At 64.1% G+C, this 13,944-nt stretch carries 12 protein-coding genes; 7 read left to right on the forward strand and 5 right to left on the reverse strand.

The features are described from left to right. Window positions 1–5: 5 nt before the first annotated feature. From GC148_RS00830 to GC148_RS00840, 3 genes are all read left to right on the forward strand, one after another. Window positions 6–623 carry a helix-turn-helix transcriptional regulator gene (locus GC148_RS00830; protein ID WP_291068126.1) on the forward strand — a complete coding sequence of 206 codons (618 nt, stop codon included), beginning with the start codon at window positions 6–8 and terminating at the stop codon, window positions 621–623. 21 nt (window positions 624–644) lie between these two features. Continuing rightward, complete coding sequence (locus GC148_RS00835; RefSeq protein WP_291068127.1) at window positions 645–2,090, forward strand: pyridoxal-dependent decarboxylase; 1,446 nt, start codon at window positions 645–647, stop codon at window positions 2,088–2,090. Window positions 2,091–2,181: 91 nt separating this feature from the next. Further along, on the forward strand, window positions 2,182–3,084 hold the full coding sequence (locus GC148_RS00840; RefSeq protein WP_291068128.1) for a LysR family transcriptional regulator: 903 nt from the start codon (window positions 2,182–2,184) through the stop codon (window positions 3,082–3,084). A 215-nt stretch (window positions 3,085–3,299) separates the two neighbouring features. Here GC148_RS00840 and GC148_RS00845 read toward each other — a convergent pair whose 3' ends face one another. Together GC148_RS00845 and GC148_RS00850 are read right to left on the reverse strand one after the other, a co-directional pair. After that, entirely contained in the window at window positions 3,300–5,231 is a 1,932-nt protein-coding gene (locus GC148_RS00845) for a hypothetical protein (protein WP_291068129.1), read from the reverse strand. 29 nt (window positions 5,232–5,260) lie between these two features. Further along, window positions 5,261–6,145, reverse strand: coding sequence for a hypothetical protein (locus GC148_RS00850; RefSeq protein ID WP_291068130.1), 885 nt, complete (start codon window positions 6,143–6,145; stop codon window positions 5,261–5,263). A 123-nt stretch (window positions 6,146–6,268) separates the two neighbouring features. Here GC148_RS00850 and GC148_RS00855 point away from each other — a divergent pair, with 123 nt between their 5' ends. Both GC148_RS00855 and GC148_RS00860 read left to right on the forward strand, forming a co-directional pair. Next, window positions 6,269–8,086: an alpha/beta hydrolase gene (locus GC148_RS00855; RefSeq protein ID WP_291068131.1), complete on the forward strand. Its 1,818-nt coding sequence runs from the start codon at window positions 6,269–6,271 to the stop codon at window positions 8,084–8,086. Between the two features lie 25 nt (window positions 8,087–8,111). After that, complete coding sequence (locus tag GC148_RS00860; RefSeq protein WP_291068132.1) at window positions 8,112–9,068, forward strand: alpha/beta hydrolase; 957 nt, start codon at window positions 8,112–8,114, stop codon at window positions 9,066–9,068. A 2-nt stretch (window positions 9,069–9,070) separates the two neighbouring features. Here GC148_RS00860 and GC148_RS00865 read toward each other — a convergent pair whose 3' ends face one another. After that, on the reverse strand, window positions 9,071–9,535 hold the full coding sequence (locus tag GC148_RS00865) for a Dps family protein (RefSeq protein WP_291068133.1): 465 nt from the start codon (window positions 9,533–9,535) through the stop codon (window positions 9,071–9,073). A gap of 98 nt (window positions 9,536–9,633) precedes the next feature. Next, window positions 9,634–10,845 carry a pyridoxal phosphate-dependent aminotransferase gene (locus GC148_RS00870; RefSeq protein ID WP_291068134.1) on the reverse strand — a complete coding sequence of 404 codons (1,212 nt, stop codon included), beginning with the start codon at window positions 10,843–10,845 and terminating at the stop codon, window positions 9,634–9,636. Window positions 10,846–11,071: 226 nt separating this feature from the next. Between GC148_RS00870 and GC148_RS00875 the strand changes: the two genes are divergently transcribed. After that, window positions 11,072–11,359, forward strand: a complete 288-nt coding sequence (locus GC148_RS00875) for a hypothetical protein (RefSeq protein ID WP_291068135.1) — start codon at window positions 11,072–11,074, stop codon at window positions 11,357–11,359. 40 nt (window positions 11,360–11,399) lie between these two features. After that, window positions 11,400–13,274: an excinuclease ABC subunit UvrC gene (uvrC, locus tag GC148_RS00880; RefSeq protein WP_291068136.1), complete on the forward strand. Its 1,875-nt coding sequence runs from the start codon at window positions 11,400–11,402 to the stop codon at window positions 13,272–13,274. Window positions 13,275–13,288: 14 nt separating this feature from the next. On the opposite strand, the gene GC148_RS00885 is transcribed toward uvrC, so the two are convergent. Next, window positions 13,289–13,900: a TetR/AcrR family transcriptional regulator gene (locus GC148_RS00885; RefSeq protein WP_291068137.1), complete on the reverse strand. Its 612-nt coding sequence runs from the start codon at window positions 13,898–13,900 to the stop codon at window positions 13,289–13,291. Window positions 13,901–13,944: the final 44 nt, after the last annotated feature.

A 13,944-nucleotide genomic window follows, 5' to 3' on the forward strand; every position in this document is an offset into this window, starting at 1 on the left:
GCCGCATGCACCACAAGGATATCTGGCGCGGGTTAGACCTGCTGGCTGCGCATCATGGCCTTTCGGCATCCGGCCTGGCCCGGCGGGCGGGCCTTGACCCCACCAGTTTCAATCCCTCGAAGCGGGAAGGGCCGGACGGCCGCCCGCGCTGGCCGACCACGGAAAGCCTTGCCCGCGTGCTGGCTGCGGTGGGGGCCGGCTTTGACGATTTCGCCGCGCTGGTGGAAGGCCGCCGGGGCGGCTCGGCGCCGCTCATCGGCTTCGCGCAGGCCGGACGCGACGGCTATTTCGACGATGCCGGCTTCCCGGTCGGTGCCGGCTGGAACGAAGTGCGCTTCCCCGGCCTCGGCACGGAAACCGTCTACGCCCTGCAGATCAGTGGCGACTCGATGGAGCCCGCCTACCGGGCAGGGGATCGGATCATCGTGGCCCCCGGCGCCGATGTGAAACCTGGCGACCGGGTCGTGGCGAAGACGGCGCAGGGCGAAGTGATGGCGAAAGTTCTCGCCCGCAGAAACTCCCGCCTCATCGAGCTGGCCTCCCTGAATCCGGATTATTCCTCGCGCGAATTCAAGCCGTCTGAGATCGCGTGGATTGCGCGCATCCTCTGGGCAAGCCAGTAACGCGCGCGAAAGGCATTGGGCATGACTGACGAACCGGAGGCCGCGCGCGGCCTTGACCCCGACGATTGGGCAGCGTTCCGCGCGAACGCGCATGCGCTGCTGGATGCGGCGCTTGGCAAGATGGAACGCGCGCGAGACGGCCGGGTCTGGACGCCGTTTCCGGACGCGATGAAAGCCGCCTTCGACCAGCCGCTGCCGCAGGACGGGCTCGGCGAAGCGGCCCTGTCGGCCCAGCTCGAAGCGCTGCTGCCCTACGGCGCCGGCAATACGCACCCGCGCTTCTTCGGCTGGGTGCACGGCTCCGGCACACCGCAGAACCTTCTCGCGGAAATCACGGCCTCCGCTCTCAATGCCAATGCCGGCGGACGCGACCATGGCGCGATCTATGTCGAACGGCAGGTGATCCGCTGGTGCCGCGAACTCTTCGGCTTTCCTGAAACCGCCAGCGGCCTCGTCGTGTCCGGCACGTCAATGGCCACGATCATCGCCCTCAAGGTAGCCCGCGACGCACATCTTGCCTTCGCCAGCCGCAAGGCTGGGCTCGGTGCGGCACGCCTCGTCGGTTATGCCTCCGCCGAGGCCCATGCCTGCAATGCGCGCGCCTTCGACATCCTTGGCCTCGGCGCCGATGCGCTGCGCCGTATTCCGGTCAACGACCGGTTCGAGATGGATCCTGCAGCACTACGCAGCGCGATCGCGGCCGATATCGAGGCGGGCCTGCAGCCTTTCGCGATCATCGGCACGGCCGGCACAGTCAATACCGGCGCGACGGATCCGCTGGCGGAAATAGCCGACATCGCAGAAGCGCAGGGCCTCTGGTTCCATGTCGACGGCGCGTTCGGCGCGCTCGCGACCCTGGTGCCCGAACTGCATCCGCGCTTCGCGGCGATCGCGCGCGCCGACTCGCTGGCGTTCGATTTTCACAAGTGGATGCACGTGAATTACGATGCGGGCTGCGTTCTGGTGCGCGATGAGTCGCTGCACCGGCGCGCGTTTTCTGATCGGCCGGACTATCTCAAGGGCGAGGCGCGCGGCCTCGCAGCCGGCAACCCCTGGCCAGTGGAGTACGGCCCGGAACTGTCTCGGGGCTTCCGGGCGCTCAAGGTCTGGTCCCAGATCGCCGGATTCGGCACCCGCCGACTTGGGGATGCGATCGCCGTAAACTGCCAGCAGGCAGCCTATCTGGCTGCAAAGGTGGACGCCGATCCGCGGTTTCAACGCATGGCGCCGGTTCCCCTCAACATCTGCTGTTTCCGCTATCTCACGCCGGGCCTGGACGGGCCGGCGCTGGACGCGCTGAATGCGGAAATCGTGATCCGGTTGCAGGAGGAGGGCCTCGCCGCACCCTCGACCACGCGCCTGCGCGGCGTCAGCGTGATTCGGGTGAACCTTACCAATCACCGGACGCAGACGGCCGATCTCGACCAGCTCCTGAAGGACGTGGCCGCCTTGGGTTCAGCCCTGTAAACAAAGGGGTGTTCCTGGCCGGCGGCAAGGTCTGAACTTGCCGTTAAGTAATCCTGCGTGTAGCTCGGTGGAGGAGGCGTCAAAAGAATCCATGGATTGGGGTAAGCTCAGATCGTTCCACGCGGCTGCCGAAGCCGGAAGTCTTACGCTTGCGGGGGAGCGGCTCGGCATTTCGCAATCGGCAGTTTCACGCCAGATTGCCGCGCTGGAGGAACAACTCGGCGTGTCGCTGTTCCAGCGCCATGCACGCGGCCTCGTGCTGACCGACAGCGGCCACACGCTTTACCGCTCGACCATGGACATGGCCGCTGCGGCGCTTTCGGCGAATACCGCCTTGAAAGACCAACAGGAAACCCCGCAAGGCGAGCTCATCGTGTCGGCCCCGGTCGCCTTCGGCTCGATCTGGCTGGTGCCGCGCCTCGGCAATTTCGTGCGCCGCCATCCCGATCTTCACCTCGACCTGCGCCTGGATGACCAGCACGAATACGACTTGCTGAAGCTGGAGGCCGAGTGCGCCATTCGTCTCTGGGCAGCTGACAAGGCAGACCTGATCCAGCGCAAGCTGGGCACGGTGGCCACGAACCTCTATGCCGCGCCGGAATACCTGAAGGCCCACGGCGTGCCCCGCACCCCGCAGGACCTCGATAATCACCGGATCATCGCCTATGGCGACGACTCCTCGCCGATGCAGGAAATGAGCTTCGCCCGCCGGGTGGGACGGGATGACGCCCCCCCCCGCGCGGCCACTTTGAAGGTCAACAACGTGTTCGCAATGATGCGGGCGGTGGACGCGGGGCTCGGTATTGCCGACGTGCCGGACTACATGGCGAGCACCCTGCCGCGCCTCGTCCGGGTGCTGCCGGAGATCACAGGGCCCACATTTGATTTGTATTTTATCTATCCGAGCGACCTGAGGCGCTCCAAACGGGTCGCCGCATTTCGGGACTTCCTGACCACCGAGACAGAGCCCCTGCGCAAGCTGTCCATGCGTTAATGTCCCGGAGTTTTGGCTATTGCATGCAATAATGCATGTGTGGCCTGCTGAGGCGCATGTTGCATTGCAGCGTAACCGTCTTATGTACGTGTCATGCCATGGGTCCTGGGCATAACCCGATCTTTATTCGATTGGGCGTTTCCTCCCCCTAACAGGACCCCACTTTAGCCCGGCGCGTCGTCAGATGCAGCCGGGCTTTCTTTTTTCCAGCAAAATCAGGGCCTGAAACTGCGGGAAATGCGCCAGATCAGGTAGGCGAGCAGCAGGGCTGAAAAGCCGGCGGACACGTAGAAGGTCGCCCCGGCGATCATTTCGGACGTGTTGGACCAATCCAGACCGGGCAGGTGCACGAAGGGCGGGATCCAGCTGACGCGCGGCTCGCCGGACAGGACGCCGCCCTGGGGGCTGAGCGTCGTCGACCATTGGAAGGTCAGTTGGAAGAAGCCGAATAGACCCAACGCGCCGAGCATCAGGCTCATGGCGTTCTCGTCGCTCTTGTTGATCCGCGCCTCGCGGTCTCTGGTCTGGCTTTCCATGTTGGAGATCAGCCGCTCGATATACTCGCTGCGCCGGCCGATGCCGCGTAACTGGGTCATCTTCTCGAACACTTCGCTTTCGGTGTCGTACCGGAAAACGTTCATGTAGCGGTCGCGGTAGAAGGCGGCATACTCGCCGGTGCGGAAGGCATAGAACGCTTCGGCGGCGTCCTTCAGGCGGCCCCGGTTGCCGTAATCCTCCACCTTGTCGATCACCTCGAAGGCGGACGCTTCGTATTCGCGCGTCATGAACTCATTGTGCATCGAGACCACGTGGATCATGAACGCATAGGGGCAGGTGCCAATAAAATCGTTCGCGGCCTCAAGGCTGCGCGCCTTCTCGACATAGGTGATCAGGGCGCGCGGATTAGCATAGCGCACGAATTTGCGCTCAGCAGCCTGGTCTTCATTGGCCGGATAGATCGGGTCCGTCGAGTCCAGGATCTCTGACGGGTCCTGGTTCATGAAGTCGATGATGTTCTGGTTGAAGCCGGCCACGAACAGGTATTGCAGGCAATCCTGCCGGCGCCGGTCTTCCATGGCCGGGATGGTCTTGCGCGCCGCCTCGATCTGAGCGTCGGTGAACTGGTCATAGTCCGGCCGGTGGATCACCCAATTCCAGTAGTCGGCGCCCAGGCGCACTTCGGGCACTTCCGCATGTGTCTTCGGGTTCAGCCCTTCCAGCTTCTCCTGATAGGGCAGGTAGCAACCTTCCTGCACCATCATCATCCGCGGCACGGGCAAGCCGGTCTGCGGGTCAGGCTCCGGCAGCAGGCGGCGGAAGAAGGTCTTGTCCTCGAAGAAGAACATTAGCCGCGATACCGGCATCACAAGCCCCGGGACTTCGATGAACGGCGCTTCGGACACCAGCGCCGCAAAGGTCGGCTCCAGCGTGGCCACCGGCTTTGCCGCAGGACGTGCCGCCCTCAGCTTGCCGAACAGGTCGCTCGCATCGGCGTCGAACACGTCGCGCACATATTGCCAGAAGCTCTGCGTCTTTCCGCTGTCACCTTTCACCTTGATCCGGTCGAGCGGGGCGAGGCCGGTCACCGCATCGGTCGGACGGATCGACGGGCTGCCCGCCGGACGTTCGGAGGCTGAGAACTCCTTAGGCGCTGCTAGTTTCTGGATAAGCGACAGAAAATAGAAGTCGCCCGGTGTGTGATCGTAGTTGTAACGGAAGGACAGGTGATAGCCGATGGCGCCATTGGCGTGCGTGTACCAGAACCGCCGCACACGGATCAGCCGCGTCTTGCCGAGGCCGGGAGGCGTGGCGATGAAGCGGCGTCCTTCGGTCGTCCACTCGATCTCGTTGGGCGCCGTGAACTCCAGGAATTCCCCCGCACGCGGGCACAGCGTGTCGAGCAGGAAATCGTCCACCGCGCCGAGGCGTTCACGGTCTGCGATGTCGTTGAACAGCGGCTCCACGGCGTCGCGCAGGCGCTTGCTGCCGCGATAGCCCGGCTGGAAGGCCCGCAACGTGTCCGGGTCCAGGGGGCGGCCCAGTGCCGCGCGCACTTTCTTGTCGATGATGTAGAGCGACAGCGTGAAATAGAGCGAGCGGTCTTCGCATTCCTCGAAGTCGTCGCGCCTGGCTGTCTCAGCTGTCATCTCAGTCCCCTCGTTCGTCCCCGCCGGCGTCAGGCCGGCATCCCTCGGTCCAGGCGCACGCGCGCCGCCTCGGCAAAGATCTGCCCGAACCCGGTCAGCGCGACCCGCTCGCCCGCCTTACACGCGGCTTGCAGCCGCTGCAGCTGCGCCGCCGCCACGGGCGACTGCATCGGATCCTCGCCCTTCAACACCGTAACGCCGAAGAAGCGCCGCATGTGCGCCTGCAGGAGGCAGGCATCGAGGCTGTCGCCCGGCGCGCCCAAAACGCCCAACAGCAGATCGGCGTCGGCCGTCTGCTGCGCCGAGAGGGGCGGCTGGCGATAGGGCAGGTCGAGGATGCGCGCGCCCCGCCGCTCCCATATGCGCAGCCGGTCCACCTGGTCGAGACCTGCATGGGCGCTGTCCAGCGCATAGTCTTCCGGGGCCATTTTCACCGGGTCGTTCATCTCGATGAACACCAGCGGCTCCGGCGCTTCGCCCGGCCAGTCGAAGGATGCCTTCGCTTCGCGGCGCACGACGTCAACGAGGCGCGAGAAATGCCCGCGCCGGCGCTCGCCCGCGTCCACAAATATGTAGCTCAGCGAAACGGTCAGGTCCGCGCCGTCGCCGGCAAAAGCGATGAAGTTCGCCGCGCCCAGCAAGCGCCCCGCCTCGCCTTCGGTGACGAGAATCACGATTTCGCGGTAGGGCCCGTAGAGCGCGCTGAGGCGGGCATAGGCGTCCCCCTCATTCAGCGCGAGACAGGCCTTGAACCCGCTGAGGTCTTCCTTTTCGTCCTCAAGGATGAAGGCGGCGTCATAGGCCTTGAAAAAGCGCAGGAGGCGGGGATCGTTCTCCCCGGTGAACATATGCATGAACACCCCGTTGCCGAGGTCTTCACAGCGGTCGCGGCCAGATAGGGCAGTCACGGTCATCGCCGCGATCACGTCGCATGACCGGCCGATCTGTCAACGGCTTTTTGAACACGCGCCCTGGCAAGACTTGTATTGCAGGAAAGCCTGTGATGTCTCGGCAGCGCAGCAACGTGGTGGGCACTCATGCGGCGGATACTCCTGGTCCTTGTCCTGATCCTGATCGCCGGCGGCGGCGCGGTCGCAGCCTATTTCCAGTTTCAGCCTAGGCCGACCAAACACCACCCTCGCTTCGGCACCGATTGCGTCCAGTTGCTGACGCCGGCTAACGCAAATGCCGTGGAATGCGTCCGCGTGCTGTTCGGCACGAACCGCGAAATGGTGCTGACCGGCCTTGAGCCCGGCCTCGCTGAAGAGGTCGACACGAAGGATGTTCTCTCCACCGATGTGAAGCGGCTGCAATTTGGCCGCGCCGATGTCTGGCTGCCCAGGCTCGTGGAGGAGGGCGGCTCGCGCGATCGCGGTGAAACGCCGATCCTCAACGGCCCGGCGCCGCAAGACCCCGGCGAACTCGCGAAATACGTGTTCCTTACACGCATCACCAAGGCAGGCAGCGAGGCCTTCCTGGCCGAAATGGATGACGCCCTCAAAGACCGCAATTCCGACTCGGTCCTGTTGTTCGTGCACGGCTTCAACACGCCGTTCGAGGATGCGCTGATCCGGTCCGCCCAGCTGTCGGTGGACCTGTCGCGCCGAAATGTCTTCGATGTCGGCGTGCCGGTCCTGTTCAGCTGGCCCTCGGCCGGACAGGTCTCGCTCGAGGACTATCGCGGCGACCAGGACCGTTCCATCGCGGCCGCGCCCTATCTCGAACAATTCCTCGACGTGATTACCGACAATGCGGAGATCCACCGCATCAACATCATCGCCCATTCGATGGGCAACCGCATCCTCACGCAGGCGCTGGAATCCTACGCCGGCGACTATCTGGAGCGGCACGGGCGCGACGATCTCGAATTCCGCATCATCCTCGTTGCTGCCGATGTCGACCGCGACATCTTCGAGGCGACCACCGGCATCCTCGACAACCTGCAGGCCAACGTCACAATCTACACGTCCGACGCCGACCGCGCGCTGCACGTTTCCGAGATCGTCAACAGCAAGCTGCGCCTCGGCGACACCAATGGCGACAAGCCCTTCATCCGCGCCAATCCCTACTACCAGACCGTCGATGCCACCGGCATTGCCACCGAACTCTTCGGCGTCGGCCACAACTATTATTCCGACAACCCGTTCATCCTGGGCGACATCGTCTGCGCGCTCGCCGAGGCCAATCCCGAGCTGCGCGCGTTGGAGCGGCGACGCTATGGCGGCGTGCCGGACGGGCTTGAATATTTTCGTGTGAACGCGGCTGTCGCGCCCGTCAACCAGGATTGCTCGCTCTACCGCACGGCATTCCCGCCGGGCACCGACCGAAGCGCCGCAGCCACGCCCGCCTCTGTGCCCGCCGAACAGGCGCCTGAGATGATGGAAGAAAGCGCGCCGCCGGAAGTGATGATGGAAGTGCCTGATGAGGCCGTCGTTCCAGCGCCCGAGCCGGACCTTGCCCCCGTGCCGTTGCCCCGCATGTCGCCGCCTCCGGCGCCGCCGGCTGCGCCGGTCACGCGTGCGCCTGTGCAGCTCATCCTGTCGGTGGAAGACCGTGAGGCCTTCATCACCGAGGCGCAATACCGTGAACAGGTCCTCGTCCCGCTCGGCGCTGCGCTGCTGGAGCAAGTGGTGATCGAGGCGCATACGGACAGTGTCGGCGACGCTGAAGCAAACCGCGCGCTCAGCCAGCGCTGGGCGTTCACGATGCGCGACTGGCTCGTGATGGACGGTGTCGATCCAGCCATCATTACCGCTCAGGGTTATGGCGAAGACAGGCCGCTCGTCGATGTGCCGGATGAAACCGCCGAGCCACGCAATCAGCGCATCGAGATCACGATCTATTACGCTCAGTAAGCGGATCTTGCAGAAGGAGACTGCCTTGTCGTCGCGCCATCTTGTCGATCCGGAACTTCTGCCTTTTCTGGAGGCCTTTCCGACGCTGACCCTGTCTGCAGACAACATCGCCGCGGTTCGCGCCGCGCGCATGAGCCTGCTGGGCCAACTTCCACCTTTGCCCGACTCGGTCGAGGTGACGGAGTTGCGCGTGCCGGGCCCGGAAGGTGCGCCAGAGGTGCGGGTGAAACTCTTCCGCAAGAAGGAGGGCGCCGCCCTCCGCCCGGCGATCCTGCACCTGCATGGCGGCGGCTATGTTCTCGGCAGTCCGGATTTCTCGGCGCCGTTCTGCGCGCAGTGGGCGGCCACGTTCGATGCGGTCGTGGTGGCACCTGCCTACCGGCTTGGTCCGGAGACGAGCTATCCCGGCAATGTCGAGGACGCCTATGCCACGCTCGCCTGGGCGGTTAAGTCGGCGGATGCGCTAGGCATCGACACGGGCCGCATTGCGGTGGCAGGGGAGAGCGCTGGCGGTGGTCTCGCCGCAAGCCTTGCCCTGCTCGTGCGCGACCGGGGCGAATACAGCTTTTGTCACCAGCAGCTGATCTTCCCGATGATCGACGACCGCACGGCCATCCGCACAGATCTTTCGCCGATGTATGGCGAATTCGTCTGGAACAACCGGTCAAACCATTTCGGCTGGGAAAGCCTGCTCGGTCAGCCGCCCGGCAGCGAAGGCGTCTCGTCCTACGCAGCGGCGGCGCGCGCAGAAAGCCTCAAGGGCCTCCCGCCGGTTTTCATGGCAACGGGCGCACTTGATCTGTTTACGGAAGAAAATCTCGACTATGCCAAGCGCCTGATGGCGGACGGCGTGCCGGTCGAATTACACGTCTATCCGGGCGCCCCGCATGGCTTCATGCAATGGATGAAGGCCGGCGTGTCGAAAACCTATGCCCGCGACGCCATGGCAGCCATGGCGCGCGGGTTGAAGGTGCCGGTCTAGGTTCAGGCTGAAGCGCGCAGCATCCAGGCTGTCTTCTCGGCAATCTGGGCGCGCTGGGTGAATAGGTCCACCGAGACCGGGTCATGCGTCTTCTCGCCGATCTTGATGCCGGCCTTCGCCGCTTTGCTGACCGCCTCATGGCCCGCGGCAAGGTTCTTCACCATCTCCGCCGCATTGGGCACGCCCTTATCGGGTTTGATGGTCGCATGTTCCAGCATCTCTGCCGAGGAGCCAGGCGCGAAATGGCCCAGCGCACGGATACGTTCCGCAATCAGGTCCAGTGCCAGCCAGAGTTCATTATATTGCGTCATGAACATGCCGTGCAGCTCGTTGAAGCGAGGGCCGGTGACGTTCCAGTGATAGCCGTGCGTCTTGACATAAAGCGCGTAGGTTTCGCCCAGCAGCACCTTCATCGCGTCGGCCGATTGTTGTCGTGCCGCATCGCTCAGTCCAATATCAATTGACATGCAAATATCCTTTCGAATGTCTGATCGTATGTCCCTTAGGTGGGGATCCGACCGGCGCCATTCAAATGAGTATTCTTTTAGGCCGTTATAGACTGCGTCTATGACAGGGATGCGCAGAACCGCTGGATGCGGACCAGCGCTTCTTTGAGGATCGCATCCGAGGTCGCGTAGGAAATACGGAACGTACCCGGCAGTCCGAACGCCTCGCCGAACACCAGCGCCACCTTCTCGTGTTCCAGCAGCTCGCTCGCAAACGTCTTGTCGTCGGCAATCACCACGCCCGACGCGCTCGTCTTGCCGATCAATTCAGCGCAGGACGGATAGACATAGAACGCGCCCTCCGGTTTCGGGCAGTGCAGGCCAGCCGCCTTGTTCAGGCCCTCGACCATAAGGTTGCGCCGGCCCTGATAGGCGGCGCGGAAGCCTGGCAGGAAATCCTGCGGGCCGTTCAGCGCCTCGACACTCGCCCACTGGCTGATCGAGCAGGGGTTGGAGGTCGACTGGTCCATCACCTTGCGCATTGCGCCGATCAGTTTTTCCGGGCCGGCCGCGTAGCCGATCCGCCAGCCGGTCATCGCATAGGCCTTGGACACGCCGTTCATCGTCAATGTGCGGTCATAAAGCGACGGCTCGACCTGCGCGATCGTGGCATACTCGAACCCGTCATAAACGAGGTGCTCGTACATGTCGTCGGTCAGCACCCAGACCTGCGGATGGCGTAGCAACACATCCGCCAGCGCTTTCAGCTCGGCGCCGGTATAGGCCGCACCGGTCGGGTTCGACGGCGAGTTCAGGATCAGCCACTTCGTCTTCGGCGTGATCGCAGCTTCCAGCTGCTCGGGCAGCAGCTTGTAATTCGAATTCGGGCCGCAGCTGACGGTCACCGGCGTACCGCCCGCCAGCAGCACCATCTCCGGATAGCTCACCCAATAGGGCGCCGGGATCACCACCTCGTCGCCGGCATTCAGCGTGGCCATGAACGCGTTGAACAGCACGGCCTTGCCGCCGGGCGACACGTTCACCTGCGAGGGCTTGTAGGTCAGGCCGTTCTCGCGCGCGAACTTCGCGCAGATCGCTTCCTTCAGTTCCGGAATGCCGTCCGAAGGCGTGTACTTGGTCTTGCCTTCGCGGATCGCGCGGATGGCCGCTTCCTTGATGTTCTCCGGCGTGTCGAAGTCCGGCTCGCCTGCGCCGAGACCGATCACGTCCAGGCCCTGCCGTTTCATTTCGTTGGCCTTGGTCGTCACGGCGATCGTGGCGGAAGGTTTCACGCGCGAGATGGCATCGGAAAGCTGGATATCGGCGGCCATGGAAGGCAGGTCCTTTGTGCAGGGGGCAGGCGGCGCACGCATACCGGGGCGCCCCCGTCTCCGCAAGGCGTGCGGGGGGCGTCGCCGCGAAAGGGCTTGGTTTCCTGCCGATTGTCCCGTTTAGGAAAAATTTGATCGGAATATTGGGTGATCCGTAAAATAAATCGGCCATTCTGTTAACACGGGCGACAAGCTTCAGGCCGTTGGGCTGGCCCGGAGGTTCAAAATGGATGGTTTCACCTGGAAGGCGCGGATCGAATCCGCGCTCTCGGGAGTCGGGCGTGACCTGCACGACATGGTCCGCCGCTTCGCTCAATATGTGGAAGGACTGCAGACGTCCGAGAAGCTGGTCCTCGCCGGCGTGCTGATGATGGGCATGTTTTTCCTGCTGCTGCACCACTTCCAGGGCCGCCGGGAGGGGGAGGAGGCGAGCGTGCGCTTTGTCGGCTCGATGTTCCTGTTCGTCTCGGTTGCTGCCGTCTTCGGCTGGATGGCATCAGGTCAAACGGTATAGCGCCCTTCCGGCGCCGCCCGGGGTGAACTATCTCTGGGTCATGAGCGAGAATCACACCGGCGCTGCGCCCCCGCGCGGCGTCGACGTCATCAAGGATAACCTGACCCGCCTGCCGTCCAAGCCGGGCGTCTACCGCATGTTCGGCGAGGCGGACGAAGTCCTGTATGTCGGCAAGGCGCGCGACCTGAAAGCGCGGGTGTCCAACTACACCCGCATGGCCGGACACACCCAGCGCATTGCCCGCATGATCTCGCTGACCCGGGCGATGGAATTTGTCGTCACCGAGACCGAAACCGAGGCGCTTTTGCTCGAGGCGAGCCTCGTCAAATCCCTGAAGCCGCGCTTCAACGTGCTGCTGCGCGACGACAAGTCCTTCCCCTATATCCTGATCCGCCGCAACCACGAGGCGCCGCAGATCAAGAAGTATCGCGGCAGCAAGCAGGACGAAGGGGATTATTTCGGCCCCTTCGCGAATGCCGGCGCGGTGATGCGCACGCTCGACACATTGCAGAAGGCCTTCCTGCTGCGCACCTGCGAGGACAGCGTCTACTCTGCGCGCACGCGCCCCTGCATGCTCCACCAGATCAAGCGCTGCGCGGCGCCGTGCGTCGGCCTCATCTCGACCGAGGATTATACCGAGCTTGCCAACGAAGCGGCAGACTTCCTGCGCGGCAAGGGGGCAGACCTCCAGAAACGCCTCGCGGCCGAAATGGAAACCGCTGCCGATGCGATGGATTTTGAAACCGCCGCGCGCCTGCGTGACAGAATTCGCGCGCTCGCCCATGTGCGTTCAACGCAGGATGTGAACCCCGACGGCATCGAGGAGGCGGACGTGTTCGCCATCGCGGTCGACGGCGGTGTCTCCTGCGTGCAGGTCTTCTTCATCCGCGCTGGCCAGAACTGGGGCGCGACCGTCCATTTCCCGCGCCACGAACGTGATCAGCCGGCGGAGGAAGTGCTCGCCGCCTTTCTCGTGCAATTCTACGACAAGCGCCCGCCGCCGCGCCTGATCCTCGTCAACGAGAAGCCGGAGCAGGCCGAGCTGATCGAGGAAGCTCTCGGCCTGAAAGCCGGCCGCCGGATCGAGCTGCGCCGCCCCGAGCGCGGGGCCAAACGCGACCTGCTCACCCAGGCAGAACGCAACGCCGCCGAGGCGCTCACCCGCAAGCTCGCCGAAACCGCCAGCCAGGAGCGGCTGCTGCTCGAAGTTCAGAAAGTGTTCGAACTGCCCGAAGTCCCGGAGCGGATCGAGGTCTACGACAACTCCCACATCCAGGGCACGAATGCCGTAGGCGGCATGATCGTCGCGGGGCCGGAAGGCTTCCGGAAGTCCGCCTATCGCAAGTTCAACATCAAGGATGCCGATCTCGTGCCGGGCGATGATTTCGGCATGATGCGCGAAGTCATGCGCCGGCGGTTTTCCCGCGCCCTGAAGGAGCGCGAAGCGGGGCAGGACCAGGACTGGCCGGACCTCGTGCTCATCGATGGCGGTCTCGGCCAGCTGAACGCCACGATCCAAACCCTCGCTGAGCTTGGTCTGACCCCGGACGATGTCACCCTCGTCTCCATCGCCAAGGGCGTCGACCGCAATGCCGGCCGCGAGCAGTTCTTCCGCCCGGGCCGCGCGCCCTTCAAGCTGCCGGAAAACGCGCCCGTCCTCTATTACCTTCAGCGCCTGCGCGACGAGGCCCACCGCTGGGCTATCGGTGCCCACCGCCAGAAGCGCGCCGCCGAGGCCGCCCGCTCACCGCTGGATGAGATCGAAGGCATCGGCCCGACGCGCAAGAAGGCGCTGCTGCACCATTTCGGCTCGGCCCGCGGTGTCTCCCGCGCCAAGGTCGCTGACCTGATGCAGGTCGAAGGTGTGAACGAAGCCCTCGCCATACGCATTCACGGACATTTCAACGGCGGCTGATCTGCGGCAAGCCGTCAGCCTGCGGACGGGTAGGCCTGCGCCGCCTTCGCCGCAAGATAACTGTCCATCAGCAAAACCAATTCGTCTTCCAGCGCATCCGGTGCCAGTTTGAGTTCAGGCTCCGCCGCCGCCGAGCGCAACAGGCAGATAACAGCATGGGTCAGCACGAAGGCGGTCTCCTTCGTCATCTCGAAACCGAACTCCCGCCGGCCGCTCAGCGAGTCGAAGAACATCGCGTGCTGTTCGCTGAGCACGGATTCACCTCGCGTCCGGAACAGGGCATCGGACAGCGCAATCCGGGTCGTCGGCGATCCGGCGATGCCGGACATGATCGCCTTCACGATGGCGCGCATCGAGCTGGTTTCCGGCGATTCCAGGATGATGTTGGTGATGCGCTCCCGCGTCGCTTCGGCCTGGCGCTGGCCCATTGCAGCGAGGATCGCCTCGCGGTCCTCGAAATACTGGTAGAGCGTGCCGATGCTGACGCCGGCCCGTTCGGCGATCAGGTTTGTGGTCAGGCGGGCTTCGCCGTCCTGTTCCAGAATCTGAAACGCCGCCTCTAAAACCGCATTGACGGTCGCCTGCGCGCGGGCCTGTTTGGGGTTTCGTCTTTTCTTTTCAGTCACTTATGCGTCTCCGCCGACGCCCACCCGTGTTTCTGCTTATGCGA

Source organism: Hyphomonas sp., assembly GCF_016125515.1.
Lineage (GTDB): Bacteria > Pseudomonadota > Alphaproteobacteria > Caulobacterales > Hyphomonadaceae > Hyphomonas.